Source organism: Nitrospira sp. SG-bin1 (genome assembly GCA_002083365.1).
In the GTDB taxonomy this organism is placed as follows: Bacteria; Nitrospirota; Nitrospiria; order Nitrospirales; family Nitrospiraceae; genus Nitrospira_D.
Genome location: LVWS01000043.1, coordinates 25249 through 40103, shown reverse-complemented (window position 1 = coordinate 40103; position 14855 = coordinate 25249). Strand labels below are relative to the sequence as shown.

Annotated in this window: 12 protein-coding genes; 2 read left to right on the top strand and 10 right to left on the bottom strand. The window is 55.3% G+C overall.

The genetic code is table 11. The annotated features are described in order from the left end of the window. Nucleotides 1-53 precede the first annotated feature (53 nt). The 6 genes from A4E19_08625 to A4E19_08600 all read right to left on the bottom strand — a co-directional run bounded on the left by A4E19_08625 (nucleotide 54) and on the right by A4E19_08600 (nucleotide 9065). The gene (locus tag A4E19_08625; protein OQW30807.1) at nucleotides 54-644 is read right to left on the bottom strand and encodes a hypothetical protein; all 591 of its coding nucleotides are present in this window, start codon (nucleotides 642-644) and stop codon (nucleotides 54-56) included. Beyond that, nucleotides 641-1777 (bottom strand): hypothetical protein, encoded by a 1137-nt coding sequence (locus A4E19_08620; protein ID OQW30806.1) that lies wholly within the window; start codon nucleotides 1775-1777, stop codon nucleotides 641-643. The genes A4E19_08625 and A4E19_08620 overlap by 4 nt, the downstream gene beginning before the upstream one ends. Before the next feature lie 107 nt (nucleotides 1778-1884). Then, nucleotides 1885-2568 (bottom strand): TIGR00266 family protein, encoded by a 684-nt coding sequence (locus tag A4E19_08615; GenBank protein ID OQW30805.1) that lies wholly within the window; start codon nucleotides 2566-2568, stop codon nucleotides 1885-1887. 41 nt (nucleotides 2569-2609) lie between these two features. Next, on the bottom strand, nucleotides 2610-4094 hold the full coding sequence (locus A4E19_08610) for a hypothetical protein (protein ID OQW30804.1): 1485 nt from the start codon (nucleotides 4092-4094) through the stop codon (nucleotides 2610-2612). Between the two features lie 96 nt (nucleotides 4095-4190). Then, entirely contained in the window at nucleotides 4191-8165 is a 3975-nt protein-coding gene (locus A4E19_08605; GenBank protein OQW30803.1) for a hypothetical protein, read from the bottom strand. Between the two features lie 516 nt (nucleotides 8166-8681). Continuing rightward, the gene (locus tag A4E19_08600) at nucleotides 8682-9065 is read right to left on the bottom strand and encodes a hypothetical protein (GenBank protein OQW30802.1); all 384 of its coding nucleotides are present in this window, start codon (nucleotides 9063-9065) and stop codon (nucleotides 8682-8684) included. A 273-nt stretch (nucleotides 9066-9338) separates the two neighbouring features. Between A4E19_08600 and A4E19_08595 the strand changes: the two genes are divergently transcribed. Continuing rightward, nucleotides 9339-10856, top strand: a complete 1518-nt coding sequence (locus A4E19_08595) for a hypothetical protein (GenBank protein ID OQW30801.1) — start codon at nucleotides 9339-9341, stop codon at nucleotides 10854-10856. A gap of 154 nt (nucleotides 10857-11010) precedes the next feature. Continuing rightward, on the top strand, nucleotides 11011-11355 hold the full coding sequence (locus tag A4E19_08590) for a hypothetical protein (protein OQW30800.1): 345 nt from the start codon (nucleotides 11011-11013) through the stop codon (nucleotides 11353-11355). A 180-nt stretch (nucleotides 11356-11535) separates the two neighbouring features. On the opposite strand, the gene A4E19_08585 is transcribed toward A4E19_08590, so the two are convergent. The 4 genes from A4E19_08585 to A4E19_08570 all read right to left on the bottom strand — a co-directional run bounded on the left by A4E19_08585 (nucleotide 11536) and on the right by A4E19_08570 (nucleotide 14787). Next, nucleotides 11536-12375 (bottom strand): hypothetical protein, encoded by an 840-nt coding sequence (locus A4E19_08585; protein ID OQW30799.1) that lies wholly within the window; start codon nucleotides 12373-12375, stop codon nucleotides 11536-11538. Nucleotides 12376-12500: 125 nt separating this feature from the next. Further along, the gene (locus A4E19_08580; GenBank protein ID OQW30798.1) at nucleotides 12501-13388 is read right to left on the bottom strand and encodes a hypothetical protein; all 888 of its coding nucleotides are present in this window, start codon (nucleotides 13386-13388) and stop codon (nucleotides 12501-12503) included. Nucleotides 13389-13527: 139 nt separating this feature from the next. Then, entirely contained in the window at nucleotides 13528-14412 is an 885-nt protein-coding gene (locus tag A4E19_08575) for a hypothetical protein (GenBank protein OQW30797.1), read from the bottom strand. After that, nucleotides 14413-14787, bottom strand: a complete 375-nt coding sequence (locus tag A4E19_08570; protein ID OQW30796.1) for a hypothetical protein — start codon at nucleotides 14785-14787, stop codon at nucleotides 14413-14415. Between the last annotated feature and the right edge of the window lie 68 nt (nucleotides 14788-14855).

Below are 14855 nucleotides of genomic sequence, written 5' to 3'. Positions count from 1 at the left end.
CCGTGCCATGCGCCTATCGGCTTGATACGGTCACGACTTCCAACAGCGTGGCGTCAACGCCTGCGCTGTTTCCACGTCTTTACATTCGTGTGTCCGGAGCCATGCGACTGAAGACAGGAAGTGTCGCCTTGGGAGTGAACCTTCTCTGCTCGATCGGCGAGTGCGACATGGGAAGCACCGACTTCGTTTTCGCGGATTGTAATAAGTCCCAGCTCTCGTGGCAGTTTGAATCGCTTTGGTCCTGCCGAGCCCGGGTTGAACAGCAGCGTGTCACCGAACCATTCGTTCTTCGGTTGGTGGGTATGACCGAAGATACAAATGTCCGGTCGAGTGCGATTCAAAAATGCTCGTCCTTCTTTCGTGAGCTTTCCTCCTTCATAGACGACATGACGAATGGCGATTACACAGCCGGCCAACTCAATCGTGGCCTCAAAGGGGAAACCACTTCGTTCATACCCATCGACATTGCCGCAGACGGCCGTCACGGGAGCAATCGTTTCAAGTTGTTCGATGACGCCTCGCCCGCCGATATCACCGGCGTGAACAATATGATTCACGCCATGGAAATGGCGCATGATTGCCGGGTCGAACAGGCCATGCGTATCGGCAATCACACCGATGCGGATTGTGCCGGAGCGGTTCACGGGCTAGCCGGGGCACCGAGAGAGGTCTGGACCTTGGCCCACTCGAATGTAAAGGGTGCGGTATGCTGCTTCGACATACCTGCGAGCTCAACTCTCAGACGATCCGCTCTCGCGCTGCTCATCGGATGGGTGGAAAGCCACTCGACTCGTCCCCCATCTTTCTCCGCCAACCGCTGGAAAAAGGTGATCATGCCGGACGGATCGATCTTGGCGCGGTGGAGCATCTGAACACCGGTCACATCTGCTTCTGTTTCCTGCGCTCGGCCGAACTTCAGCGTCATCAATTCCACGCTGAGCTGCTTCATGATTCCCCCGAGCCCTTGCTGGTTTCCAAGCACGATTGACACAACGGTTACAAGACCCAGCTGCTTGACGATTCGTTCGAGCCCATGCCGCTGGAGCACATGGTTCAGCTCATGGGCCAGTACGCCCGCCACCTCTTCCGGGCTTTCCGCTTTTTTCATCAGTCCCGTGAACACGACGATATACCCACCGGGCAAGGCAAAGGCATTCACCACATCGCTCTTCACGACGGTGATCTCGAATGTGTAGGGGTTCTCCGGAATGGGATCGGTTAAGCGATGGGTCATTTCTTTGACCGCGGCCACGGACGGGCCGTCTTTCACCACATCTTGCTGCGCAAGAAAGTCCCGATAGGCCGATTCGCCTAGTTTCTGCTCCCACTCGACAGGAATTCGATTCACCGCGAGTTCAACCAGCAGGTCGCTTCCGAACCAGAGCCCCAGCACCAAGGCGAGGACGATCCCGCTCGTGACGCCCCAGACCATCCGATGCCGGTGCCGCACTCGACGCACTTGCTCCACCGCTCGCTGAAGCGGGACGGTCAGATGATCGGGCGCGGCTTGCCGGAAGGCATGAATCACATCGGGATGTTTCAGATAGAGTGTTCGCCGGCCCATCGGCCCCACCCAGTCGAGCACGAGCTGATCATGATCAAGCCCGCCGGCTGAGACCTTCATACTTGAAAACGGCACGGATGACGGCTGGCCCCGGCCGGCCTCAACGGTAAAGTTAATGGTGAGCCCATGGGCTTCGACATGGACCAGGCACGGCATGCCGCTGGCGGGAAGTTCGTCGCCGAAGCAAAGAGCGTTGGGAATGGGATCAGTCATCGAGTGGCATGCGGCGGTTCATATTTCTGCGACAGACAGCGCAGCCGTGGAGCACGAGAGAGTTATCCCCAGAGCTAAAACCTTCTCAGCAACCATGGCAATCGACGCTATTCTGTGACCGGAATGAACTGGCGGACCCACGCCCCGAACCCGCCTGGATTGCGGCTCTGAATGAACACGATCCCTGGCCCGCGGAACCGGCAGACAAAGCCTTCGCCGGACGTGAAGCTGGCGACCCATCCGGACGTGGCCTTTTCGATGTTGTACGTGGTCGTGGTGGACCACGCAACCAAATGGCTATTGTCCACGATATATTCCTGACCGGGTCTCAACTCGATCTTGTGAATGGCGCCGAAGCTGTTGAGAACGAGCATCCCTTTCCCGCTCATTTTAAGGATGAAGAACCCCTCTCCGCCCAGCAATCCACGGCTCATGCTCTGCATCTGGCTATCGATTGTAATTCCATCGGCACCAGCTAAGAACCCATCCTTCTGCACCATATACTCGTTGACACCATCGAGCTCCAGAATGACAATTTCTCCCGGGACAGTAGGTGCCAACAGCACCTCACCGGCACCTCGACTGGCGCGTAGCGTCTGGAAGAAGAACTTTTCTCCTGTCAAAAACTTTCGCGACAACGCTCCCAGAAATCCGCCCTCCATTTTGCTTTCGATGTCGATGGTCGGGGAGCAGGCCACCATCGCGCCGGACTCAGCCTTGATATGCTCTCCCTCTGCCAGCTCCACACGCACCATGGGAAATGCACCGGGATACAGGATCTCGCTTTTCATCCTACTTCTCCTCTATGTATGTCTTCAGACCTTTTGCCCGCTCATCCGGTCACCCATCCGTACACTCTTCGACTTGGCTCCGGTCCCTCCTCCAGATAACTCATTCTGAGCCGACCGAGGGCATCATTCGGCACCTCGAGCCGCTTCGCCTCCACATTGACTCCAAACACCTTGGCTGCATTCAATCCAAAAATTCGTTCCTTCACCCGCCTCGTCAAAGGCTGATACTGATGCTTTTCCAGCAATTCTTCGGGAATCTGGAATCGCCGGAACGCCTCGATCTGCCATTGCGGCGTTCCATACCAGATGGAATCCGTTCCCCACAGGACATGATCGACGCCGAATGCGCGAATAATCCGCCCCAGCAGATGCGCGCAGATCAACGGATAGGTCGTCACCAACTGCGCGAAGGTAGAACCCAACTCCATGTAGATATTCGAGATGCTCGGCTCCGCTTCTTTCAACCGGCAGAATTCAGTGGTCCATGGAATGTCACCGGTCTTCGCGAACACCTGATCGATCGATGCCACGCCGCGGAGCCCTGAGTGATACACCAAAAAACTGAGATCCGGGAAGTCCTTCGCCGCTTTGATCAGATCTCTCGGATGGTTATAGTCCGGCACAGGACCGAGGGGCAGCCCCTTGTGCACACATATGCGCTTCACGTCGAGCTTTCGCGCCTGCTCCAACATCGGATAGGCGATGCGCTCATCATCCATCCACCAACCTCGATCGAATCCCTTCGGACAGGAACCGGTGTAGCATTTCCATGCGTCGACCTTGAGCGTGTCAACCTGCATCGCCATGAATTCTAAATCAGCCGCGCCCAACTGAGGGGTCGTGAGACCGTGCGCCAGCATCCGTTGCGACCCGGCCAACCGATTGACCTCATCACGAATGTGGGCCATCTCTTTCGGCGGGACGACGGCCTCCTGAGGATAAGGCCCGGGCGGCGTACTGATCAAGCCGAGGGTCGTCTCGCTGTCGAAGAACACTTCTTTTACGAAATTCTTCCATGACAGATCATCGAGGGTGCCTCGATCATCTGCCAATTTGGGGTTGAGTCCTGCCTCTCGAATGTGCTTTCTCAACGACAACAGAGCCTGTTTGGAAACGGCACCCTTCCGACGGGATTCGGTATCGGACGGATCGTAGTGGGAACTGACATAGTGGGTCTGCACGTCGAAGATAAAATATGGATCGGCCTGCTGCTCGGCAAATGCCGCCGTTTCAAACAGCTCTATGTCGCCGATACTGAAAAACCGGCCGAATATGTCGTTCATGGCAAGCAGCGCAGCCGCCATACTTCCCGTTGTTTTGAGAAACTCCCGGCGCGTGGTCCCCAGCCGAGCCACCGCCGTGTTCACCAACTCCCTCGTGACTCGTTCGACACAGGCCTGCTCGGGCGTCTGTGCCATCGGGAGAAACTCCTCATTGGCTACGATCTGTGTCGGAACAGGCGTCGGCAACGTCGTCCCCTTCTTTATGGAAAGATCGCCAACACGTACGCGTAGTGACTGCTTCATGACAACTCCTCATCTCCCCACGGCCCGTTGATTGTGTGAAATACCCCAAAGCGATGTCAAGCAAACGTTCTCAGAACGGACGGACGTAAGGGGAATTTATCTGAGCTTGGAAGAGGACGATGAAGATTTCCCGGAAACAGCAGGCGTTTGTCCGGCAGGGATCTCTACCACCACATCTGACTGAGGATCGGCATCTTGATCCTTCCCGTCGTGTCCCACACTGTAGAGGGCACCTTTTTTCATGTTCACCAACATCGGCAGGCCCGTGTAGGGATCATAGAAACTCTGTCCTGCTTTGGCGATCCGTGTGAGCAGATCGCCCTCGGCAGAACCTCGCCTGAGCCAGGTCTGTAAGCTGGCCAGCCGAAGGTGGGCATCGGTATCGACCACCAACCCGCTGTACAGATCCCACGCAGGCAGCGGCTCGAGCCCGATGATATTCTCGATCGGATTCGTAAGATAATGCATCAGGCCGGATGCTGGAAAGTCGATATAGGTTTTCCATTTCGGCAATGAACTATATTTCCCTTCGGCCGCGGCTTTATTCGACGCATCGTAATAGTCCGCATAGTCATTGAGCCGCCGTTGCATCGGCAAGGGTAGAGTCGATGCCACCATGGTGTAGACCGACTGTTCTTCGGCTCTCGCGGCTTTCATCCTAGTCTCGTAGGTCTTCGAGGCCGAGACCAGTTCACTTTGCATGGGCCAGCGCAAAGAAAGTTCCACCTGATCCAGCGGGCGAAGGATTTTGGTGAGTGACCCCAAGTATCTCCCCTCAAAGTCCGAGCGTACGAGCAACCCCGAGGCGACAGCGATGTCGTCATTGATCGCCTGCAACGCCAGCATTTTAACCGGCAGAGTCCGCGCCTGAGCCAGCACGATGCGCCACGCTTCCATGTCCGTTTCGAGTCGATCGACACCGAGATCGGCACTGTGCAGAAACCCATCCGCCACATGGAGTTGATGGGCGAATGCCATCGCGGTACAGGGTGGACTTCCGGGTTGGCCATACCCCCAGTCTTCAAAGGAGAGCTTTTGCCACTGACCATACCGATGGAGCATCAACTGATGCTGGCTGGTCCATCCCTTGATGGTCTCCTGATGGGACTTGAAGGCACCGACGGGATCTGAACTGCGGACCCACCCTCGCATGACATTGGCTGATGCATTCGATCCTTCAACCAATCGCGACCCGGAACCTCCAAGACAAGCCAACGCCAGGTTGCCGTCGGTAATATCAAATTTCCGATCATGCCCTGCCTGTATCGGATCCTGACCGGACGGAGCGTCAATTCCGAGCAGGAGAAAGTATCCGTTCTTCTTGAAGTCCGACAGTGTCTGTTGGGGAGTAGTTGTGAGGCTTTGAAACGCAGGAGACGGCGACTCTTCCATGATGACCCAGGTCAGTCCGATCGCACCGATCCCTAGCGCGATGAGGATTACCGAAAGCATCACCAGTCCTACACATGTCATTACAATGGCACGCGTAGTCGAAAAGCATGTGCTCACAAATCCGGCTATCGCAATACGGGCTCGGCTCAGCGCAGAACTGGATTTTCGGCTGGGTTTTACCTCCGCGACATGTTCTCGCGTCTCAGTCGCTCGGACATTTCGGGACGACTCAAAGAGTACATCAACGGCAGCCGCCACTGACATGGACCGACTGTTTTCCTGTCGCTCTGAAATCGCCGGATGCACGTGGGCGGCCGAAGAGGTTTGAGGCTGTTCAATGAATCGAATCGATTCTCCTTCCTTGCCCCATTCATCCTGTTCAGGCGCTGGATCAGGTGTAGGAATTCGCGCCTCAACAAACGCGGTAGCCTGTGGTTGCGATTCATGAGTCTCCACCTCGGTGGACTCTTTGGCGAGATGCGGAGTTGTCGTCATGTCAGGTGGCGACTCCAAAATCCTTTGTCGCGCCGTGGACGACGGAGGAAGAGTCTCTTCCGTTTCCCTGCTCGACACCTCGCTGGTCAATGGTGATGGAGCGACTGGATACTCCTGAACCAGGTTCTCAACAATCACAGTGGAAGAATCATTGCTTGTTTCTAAAATAGAGCCAACATTCTGAGAGGGAACTTTCGGAGGAGTCACCACATCACCTGCAACCGGTCGGTTCTCCAAGAGCGGCGGAGGTATCGCCGCCATGGGAGCTTCCAACGGCTCTGGCACATCGATCATGCGAGCGCTCATCGCAGGAAGCTGCTGTGCTGGGTCTGTAACAGTGAGAGGCTTTTCTATCGGAAAAGACGTTTGCTTTGAACCAACAGGGGAAATCTCAGGTTCAGGAAAGGTGGCTGTCTGTGTAGTTTTCGCAATCGAAAATGAATCCGTGTCTGGGGCTGAACTATCTTGTGGTGACGGAGATTGTGCCAGGCTTTCACGAACCTTTGAGGTTGAATCAAGCTCCGGTCGATCGGACGAATGGGCTACCGCCGACTTCATATTCTCCGCCATCGGAGAATCCGCTTGCGCCGGAGGGATCGAAAGGACTGACTCCTGAACTTGATCCCATGGCATCGGTGCAATTGGAGACGCAGAAACGGCTTCGTTTTGGAACGGCATTGATCCTTCGTGCTTCGTGATCTCAACGGCTTGCTCGTCTGACACTTGCTCGCAGAGCGGTGATGCCGCGGAGGCGGGAGCAGACGGTTCCTCTACGTGAGTCCTCGTTAATTCAGCGGGGACAATCTGTGCGGCGGGATCATCTTTGAATTTCCACGCACTGTCAAAGACGGATTTCCATGAGAACCCGGGGTGTTTCCATGGTTCTGAAATCTCCTGATTTGACACCGGTTCTGGGCTTGATGGAGCAGCCGTGCTGAGCGGTTCCTGTGGAACCACCTCATTCGCCTCGGCCCGGGCAAGCTGGAAGGGGGGGTTGTCTTCTGACTCTGCTACTCCGTGCGTCGTGGGTTCCGCAATCCTGAATGCGGGCGGCGCCGCCTCTTCAATCCAGGACGAAGGCAGTAGGCTCACATCTTCATTCGATTGCGCCAAACTCGCCGGAGGCTCTTGGACATCGGCAGGCGTCACGAGTGCGGAAACCGTTGGCGCGCTGTTTACATCAACGGACGGCTCCGATCTGGTCTCGGCCAACAGCATATGTTGTTGCAGAGCCACGGAAGGATCCACCGTTGACATCACCGGATCTGGCGTTGGTTGGGTCTTGAAAAGTTCAGCAGCGGGCTCTGATGGAGTAGTGGATGGAGAGACATCTCCAAGAACAATGTGTCCGGTGGATTCGTCCATCCGCGCATCGGCTGGTGTACTCTCACGTTCATGGATGAGGGGTTCTTCCGATGCGGCAACTTGGACTTCACTTACGTGGCTCGCTATCGACTCGTGCCTGGGTGGATTGGAGGTCGGCAACGCTTCATCGAGAGACTGGTCCGGAGGTGCAGGAGAATCCGTGAACGTAGGCGAGTTCGGAGATTCCGATGATGGGACATTGGCTATTGTAAAGGATTCGGACTCTGTGGTTCGAGCATCTTGAATTTCCCATGGCATCACCCCATCCATTGGTTCAGACCCTGCCTGAATACCGTGACTTCCCTCAGACATGTCTTCTGATGGAGCGATAGTCGATTGCTCTGCATCGTTCGGCTGACGGGCTAATAACTCACCGGTTTGCGAGTCAAAAAAGGAAGCCAGCCGAAAGGCGACCGGACTCGCAGGAGCAAGTTCCCGTATTTTCGCGTAGAGCTCGGAGGGATGATGTGGGTTGTCGGGGTCGGGGTCTTCGATCAGGATATCGACCGCCTTGCCATACTCGGCCACGGCTTCGAGGGCGTCTCCTTTTTCTTGATAGAGCGCGCCAAGTTTTTCGAGGTAAGGTACACATCGCGGGCCGGCAGCCAAATATTCGCGAAGCAACGATTCTGCGAGCCAGTAGTCTTGGCGCTGAAACGCCTCGTCGATGAGTGAATCAAAAGCTTGTCTCGCAGGGATCAGGCTTCCGAGACGGAGATGGAGGGTCGCGAAAAGTCTCCGCGCCTCCATGTTATTCGGATCAAGCGTGAGTAATTCTTTCAGTGCGGTAGAAGAACGCCCATACTTCCCGGCGTTCATTTGAGTGATGGCGTCCTCGAGCAGAGCGGTCTTCCTGCTGTAGCCAACCACACCGCGCTTGTGGCCACGAAGGGCTTGGGTTTTATCGGATTTTAAAGGGGATTTTTTGTTCGCCCGCACGCTACAACCTTAGCAGATCGGCGCGCCGATGAGCTTGTATCGGTGTTACATCCGCGCTCACTGGATCCCTGGCATGGGCACTCATATAAAAGGTAAAACTTTCAAAGGACTGCAATCCGGATGCCTTACTTCCCTCATGACTTCCAAGAATAAGTCATTGAAAAATAAGAGTACGCCTCATGGGCACTTCCAGGGTTGCAATCTGCCATTCATTTTTGGACAGATCTTTGCCCTTCCAAGTTTCATGTGTAAGGATGAAAACCAATCAATCAGTCTATTTCCGTATATTTGTGAAATGTATGAACCGGCATCGCGTTTTGAGAAATCGGTCTGAATCAGAACTAGAAACGTCCGGTCTCCTTGGACGCTCAGGATGGCTGCGGCAACGCAACGCCACTATGTGCAGATTTGGTACTCATCAAAGGGTTCACTGGTCAATCGACCCCCAATCTCAAATACGTATCCTGGCAGAAGTGGCTCCCATTCCTTCTGTCTATTCCGTACCAACGCTTTTCCACAACGAAGACAATGAAGTCCTCCTTCCCATGAGATTTCTCCGACAAGATGCTGAACGGGCTTTGTGGATTCTTCGAAGTTGTCAGGCATCAGAACACGTCGGACCTCAATGATCAGAGGCCAGGCATGGTCTGGAGACTGGAGCTCTCCTCCATCCAACGCAAGAACCAGGAGCCCCAGGGCTCGCACGGGGTCACTATGGGCCTCATCAAGCAATTGCTGGGCTAGTGCCGTCACCTTTTTCTGTAGATTCATCGGGTCCATAGGCTGCTTCGTTCATGTGCGTATCCTCTTATCGGTTTTTTCTCGAAACTCATTAGCCATAAAGAGCTGAGTCGTCCCTTATCAGGCACAGTATCTCTCTTGCCTAGACCTCCTTCGAAAAACGTCATCCTGGTTGTGTCCTTCGACATGCCTGTGGTACGGTCAGGCTCACATGTTCAACCGGTACCACGAAATCAATAGTCCATCGTGCAAGCCCTTCCAAGAGTGTATCGTCCATTAAAAACGTCCAGGAAACTTGCAGCCTGCCTGCCTTTGTTGCTGCTGCTCTCCCTGGCCTTTCCACCGCTTCTGTTTTCCCAGGGCGGAGGAAGCCACCCGGCAAAAGTCGCATTGGACTTCAACGAAGTCGATATCCCCGTATTTGTCCGCTTTATCAGTGAACTCACCGGGAAAAACTTTGTTTTGGACGAAACCATCAAAAAGCAAGGCGGAAAAATTTCCGTGTTTTCTCCGACCAAGGTCTCGCCGGACCAGGCATTCAGCATGTTCGTCGCCGCGTTGGAAGCGGCCCGCTTAGCCGTGGTGCCGAAAGGAGGAAACCTCTATCAGGTCGTGCCCATGGGCGACCTTCCTCCTGAGCGGGGTGTGTTTGTGTACAAGCTCAAACATGCCAATGCCACGGACCTGGCCGCCGTACTGACCAATCTGGTGGCACGCTCTCAAACCGTCGCACAAGTCACGCCAGGCACCAGACCTCCGATCAGGCCGCTGACGGAATTCGAAGCCCCCGTCCAAGTATTCGCCGACAAGGCGACGAACTCGATCGTGATCAGTTCGACCAAACTCGCCTGGAGTCATCTCCAAGCCGTGATTCGTGAACTCGATATCCGGCGCAAGCAGGTCTTCGTGGAAGCGGTGATCCTGGAGGTCCAAGTGGATCGCCTTCGCCAAATCGGCACAGATCCGACCCAGGTCCTCGGTGCGGGAAAGTCCGGATTTTTACAGGGGATCGGCGGGTTCAACAGGGCACCGGAAGATCTGGCAACCTTCGCTCAAGCGATCACCGGCGCGGCGGCCGGCGGGGCAACCGGCGGAGCAGCACCGCTCCTGAATACGCTGAACGTACGCGCATTCATGAACCTTTTGATGAACCTGACCGATACGAATGTCCTCTCCACACCCCAGGTGCTCGCTGCCGATAACCAGAAGGCAAAGATCGTCGTCGGTGAAAATCGACCATTTCCGACCGGCCAGGCTCAAGGCATCACGGGGGGAACGCTCGTCACAATCGAGCGGAAAGACGTGGGCGTGACCTTAGAGTTGACCCCGCAGGTCCTCGAAGGGGATTTGATTCGCCTGGAAATCAAGCAAGAGATCACGGCCATCGCGGAAAACGTGGCGCAAACTATCGGCTCCGGTACGGCGAGCATCCCCGTCGGGCCGACCACGACGAAGCGATCCATGGAAACCACGACGGTCGCGCAGGATCAACAGACACTCGTGGTGGGCGGACTCGTGCGGGACAACGTCACGATCAGCGAACGGAAAATTCCTCTTTTGGGAGACATTCCATGGCTCGGGTGGCTGTTCAAGTCGCAGAATCGCCAGACAGAGAAGCTGAATCTTCTCGTTTTTCTCACGCCGCACTTAGTTCGGGACGATGCGGACGTAATTGAACTGAATGCGAGGAAAGCCAAAGACATCAATACCCTGCAACGAGATAACCGAATTGAGGAGCCCACCAAACTCAAGCAAGATGTGCTGGAGCGCCTCGAACTACCGTCAACCGTCCCTCCTCCTTCTTCGATAGACCACCCCAATAGGCCGTAAGGCAGATACAGCTATAAACCATTCTCCATCACCTACCTCAAACACCGATTCCGCACATCGTTCGAGAAGCTATGGTAGCCTCCGGCCCCCCCTTCGGGGAATGGCCCGTCGTCACCTATCTCGTTAAGCTGCAGACCGAGGGAGGGCATACCACATGGTTGATACAACCGTGAACTGGCGAATCCATCGGCGGCTTCCTGTCGCCTACCCCGTGATATTCGGTGGCGCCCCGTTCGTTGGAGAAGGGGTGGTTTCTGACCTATCCGTTGCCGGCTGTTCCGTCACCTGTAAACGAACCGTCCTGACCGGGAGCTACATCAAGCTGAGTGTTCTCCTGCCGGATCCGACCTCATCTCTGTTCATCGAACTGGGAAAAGTCCGCTGGGTCAAGGAACATACCTTCGGCGTCGAATTCATTCGCATCCCGATGATGACCCGCCACCGATTGGATCGAGTCGTGTCTCAACCGCTGGCCCACCCTCCTGCAGTAGTCGTCTAAGCTCCTCTATTACCACTCCTGCTCAAACTAATACGACGAGTCGGTCAGGAGGTCAGCCGACCCACACACTGGTTATTTGACAGGGGAAGAACGGTTGGAAGGAAATGTCGGTAGTTGAAACTCAACCACCCACCCCACTTTCACGTGGAGCGGGTGTGCGGTCAATGTTCTCGTAAGGGTCTACGGCTTGATGTCAAAGTGAATCGACATACCCGCATGCGCGAAGATCGTGTCGATCGTGGATTCATAGGGGTTAACAACAAACTGGCCATTTGTGAAGGCAGGGGGGGTCTGCACGAACCGATCCGTCGTCAGGTCGTCGTGATGGGCGTGGATATACTTCGCCTCCGCAAACACGGCCACGTACTTGAAGAGATGCACCTTGATTCCTCCCACGCCCTGAAATCCTATCGTTGTACTTCGTTGGTCGGTGATGGCGTTGAAAAAACCCGTCCCTCTTTGTCCACCTGGCCTCATCGCCATCTGGTGCGCGCCCACGCCGATTCCGACGTACGGAAACCACCGCCCGTTGGGATAGGCCTCGGAAATCGCCAGAGGGTAGCGAAGCAGAAAATTGGAGCCGACGTAGATGCCCTGAACCTCCGTCGTTTCGCCTCCATTTGCCGGATTAAAATTAAAATTTTCCACGCAGCAGGCTACATCCGCATACCAAATAAAGCCGGTGATTTCCACGCCCAGATCGAATCCCAACAACTTGTTTCTGGTTGGAAACCAGATCCCCGCGTTGCCGCCGACCGAGTGTTTCGTCTGATAGTCGATATTCGGGACCACCGTCGGCTGGGTCCCGTCCAAAAACGTGGCGTCATGGCTGCGTGGAACTGCGATGCCTGCCATAACGGAAATATAGGGCTCGAGCGTTCCGGAGGACATGGTCGGAAGACCAGACGAGAGGGCATAGGGATCGGCGACCCGTTGGCTATACGGATCATCTGCCCGAGTAAGATCCGCAGAGCCGAGGACACAGAGGAGACATACCATCGCCGAAATTCTCGTTTTCATTCAGCGTCCTCCAAAGATATAGCAACCATGTTCTGCGATGAATCTCAAAGGGACTGGCTCCGCCCAAAGGGGGACAACCCTAGTTAGGATAGTCCCCCGCGCGCTGCCTGTCCCCATTTTTCCCCCTACGGCTTCCAGTCAAAGTGAAGGGACAAGCCCGCATGCACCAAGACCGTATCGATCGTGGATGAATAGGGATTCACAAAAGGAGTCGGCAACGAACCGTCCGGATTAGGGAATAGACCGCCATCGGGGGAGTTCGCGAACCGATCAGTCGACAGCCCGTTGTGCTTGGCATAGAGATACTTCGCCTCCACAAACGCCGCCACGTACTTAAAGAGATGCGCCTTGATGCCGCCCACTCCTTGAAACCCGACCGTCGTATCCCGTTGGGCCGTGTTGACGGCGGTCAGAAAGCCCCCCCGAAATCCACCAGGCTTCATCGCCATCTGGTGCGCTCCCACGCCGATTCCGACGTACGGAAACCACCGCCCGTTAGGATAGGCCTCGGAAATCGCCATCGGGTAGCGAATCAGGAAATTGGGGCCGACGTAGGCGCCTGAGATTTCAGTCGTGGTACCCCGATTGGCCACTCCGTTAATATTCTGACTCCCCGTGGGGTCATTATTATAAAAGTCCCGACAGCAGGCCACGTCTGGATACCAAACATAGCCGGTGAGTTCCACGCCGAGATCGAATCCCCACAACTTGTTTCTGGTTGGAAACCAGATCCCCGCGCTGCCTCCCCATGAGTGTTTCATCTGATAGTCGACATTCTCGATCACCGTCGGCTGGGTCCCGTCTTGAAACGTGGCGTCCCTACTGAACGGAATCGCCACGCCCGCCATAAAGGACATATAGAGCTCGAACGTCCCGGAAGACATATTCGGGAGACCAGACGAGAGGGCATAGGGATCGGCGACCCGCTGGCTGTACGGATCGTCCGCTCTGGTGAGATCCGCAGAGCCGAGGACACAGAGGAGACCTATCATCGCCGAAATTCTCGCGTTCATTCAGCGTCCTCCCAAGGTAAAGCAACCATGTGTTTCGACGAATGTGGGTCGCGCAATCTAAGCTCCATCAGTCGATCATCACTGACTCAGTGTTACGGGACGAGTACGTCTGCCTGCAACTCGCCTTAACTTCCTGACCCTACGGCTTCCAGTCAAAGTGTAGCGACAAGCCTCCATGCACCAAGATCGTGTCGATCGAGGACGAATATTGATTAAGAACTAGAGGGCTCCCTTCTGGTGGGGATGGAAACGTGATGATTTGGGACTGCCCGAACCGATCCGTCAGCATCCCGTTGTGATGGGCCTGGAGATACTTCGCCTCCAGAAAAAACGCCAGGTACTTGAACAGATGTGCCTTAACTCCTCCCATTGCCATCCATCCGACCGTCGTATCCCGTTGGTCGGGGATGGGGTTCGTCTCCAAATTACCCCCATTCACACAGCACGCACTCAGTCCCCGGGATCCACCTGGCCTCATCGCCATCTGATGCATGCCCACGCCGATCCCGACGTACGGAAACCACCGCCCGTTGGGATAGGATTCGGAAATCGCCATCGGGTAGCGAATCAGAAAATTTGGGCCGATGTAGAGGCCTTGGATCTCCGTCCCGGTGCCTTCACCCGTCGCGGGATCACGATTATAATTGTCCCGACAGCAGCGCACGTCTGGATACCAAAGAAAACCGCTGAGTTCCAGACCGAGATCGAATCCCAATAACTTGTGTCTGGTTGGAAACCAGACTCCCAAATTGCCACCGATCGAGAATTTCGACGTATAGTCGACCTTCTCGACTATCGTCGGCTGGGTACCATCGGTAAACGTAGCGTCCTGACTGAATGGAATTCCCACTCCCGCAAAAAAGGACATATAGGGCTCAATCGTCCCGGAGGACATGGTGGGGGGATCAGGCGAGATCGCATAGGGATCGGCGACCCGTTGGTTGTACGGATCTTCCGCCTGGGTGAGATCCGCAGAGCCGAGGACACACAGAAGGCAAACGATCGCCGAAATTCTCGCGTTCATTCAGCGTCCTCCCACGGTAAAGAAACCATGTGCTTCGACGAATTGGGGTCGCGCAATCTGAAGATCCGTCAGTCTATTGTCGATGGTCAGTGAGGCGATCCGAGACGATGACGTCTGCGTGAGACTTGACTTGATCCCCGGTTCGGCTGGAGTGGTTCTTGACATAAACATCCACCTCTCCGCCTCCAGAGCGATCAAAAGGGGATGCTCTTGTCGCATCGTAGGGGCGGCCGGCGCCCACAGTAGCAACCCCGCGTTCAGTTTTGAAAATAGATAAAACGGATTGAAGCTATCGGTAAATCCAATATCCCAGCAGGCATGACCGTGTCGACGGAATACCGGACTCTTGTTCACACCTTCGCCGGCGGTCGTCACAATTCGCTCCTCTACAGCTCCGCAACACCAGCGAACAACTATTGAAAAGCATGGCAAGACATGACAAT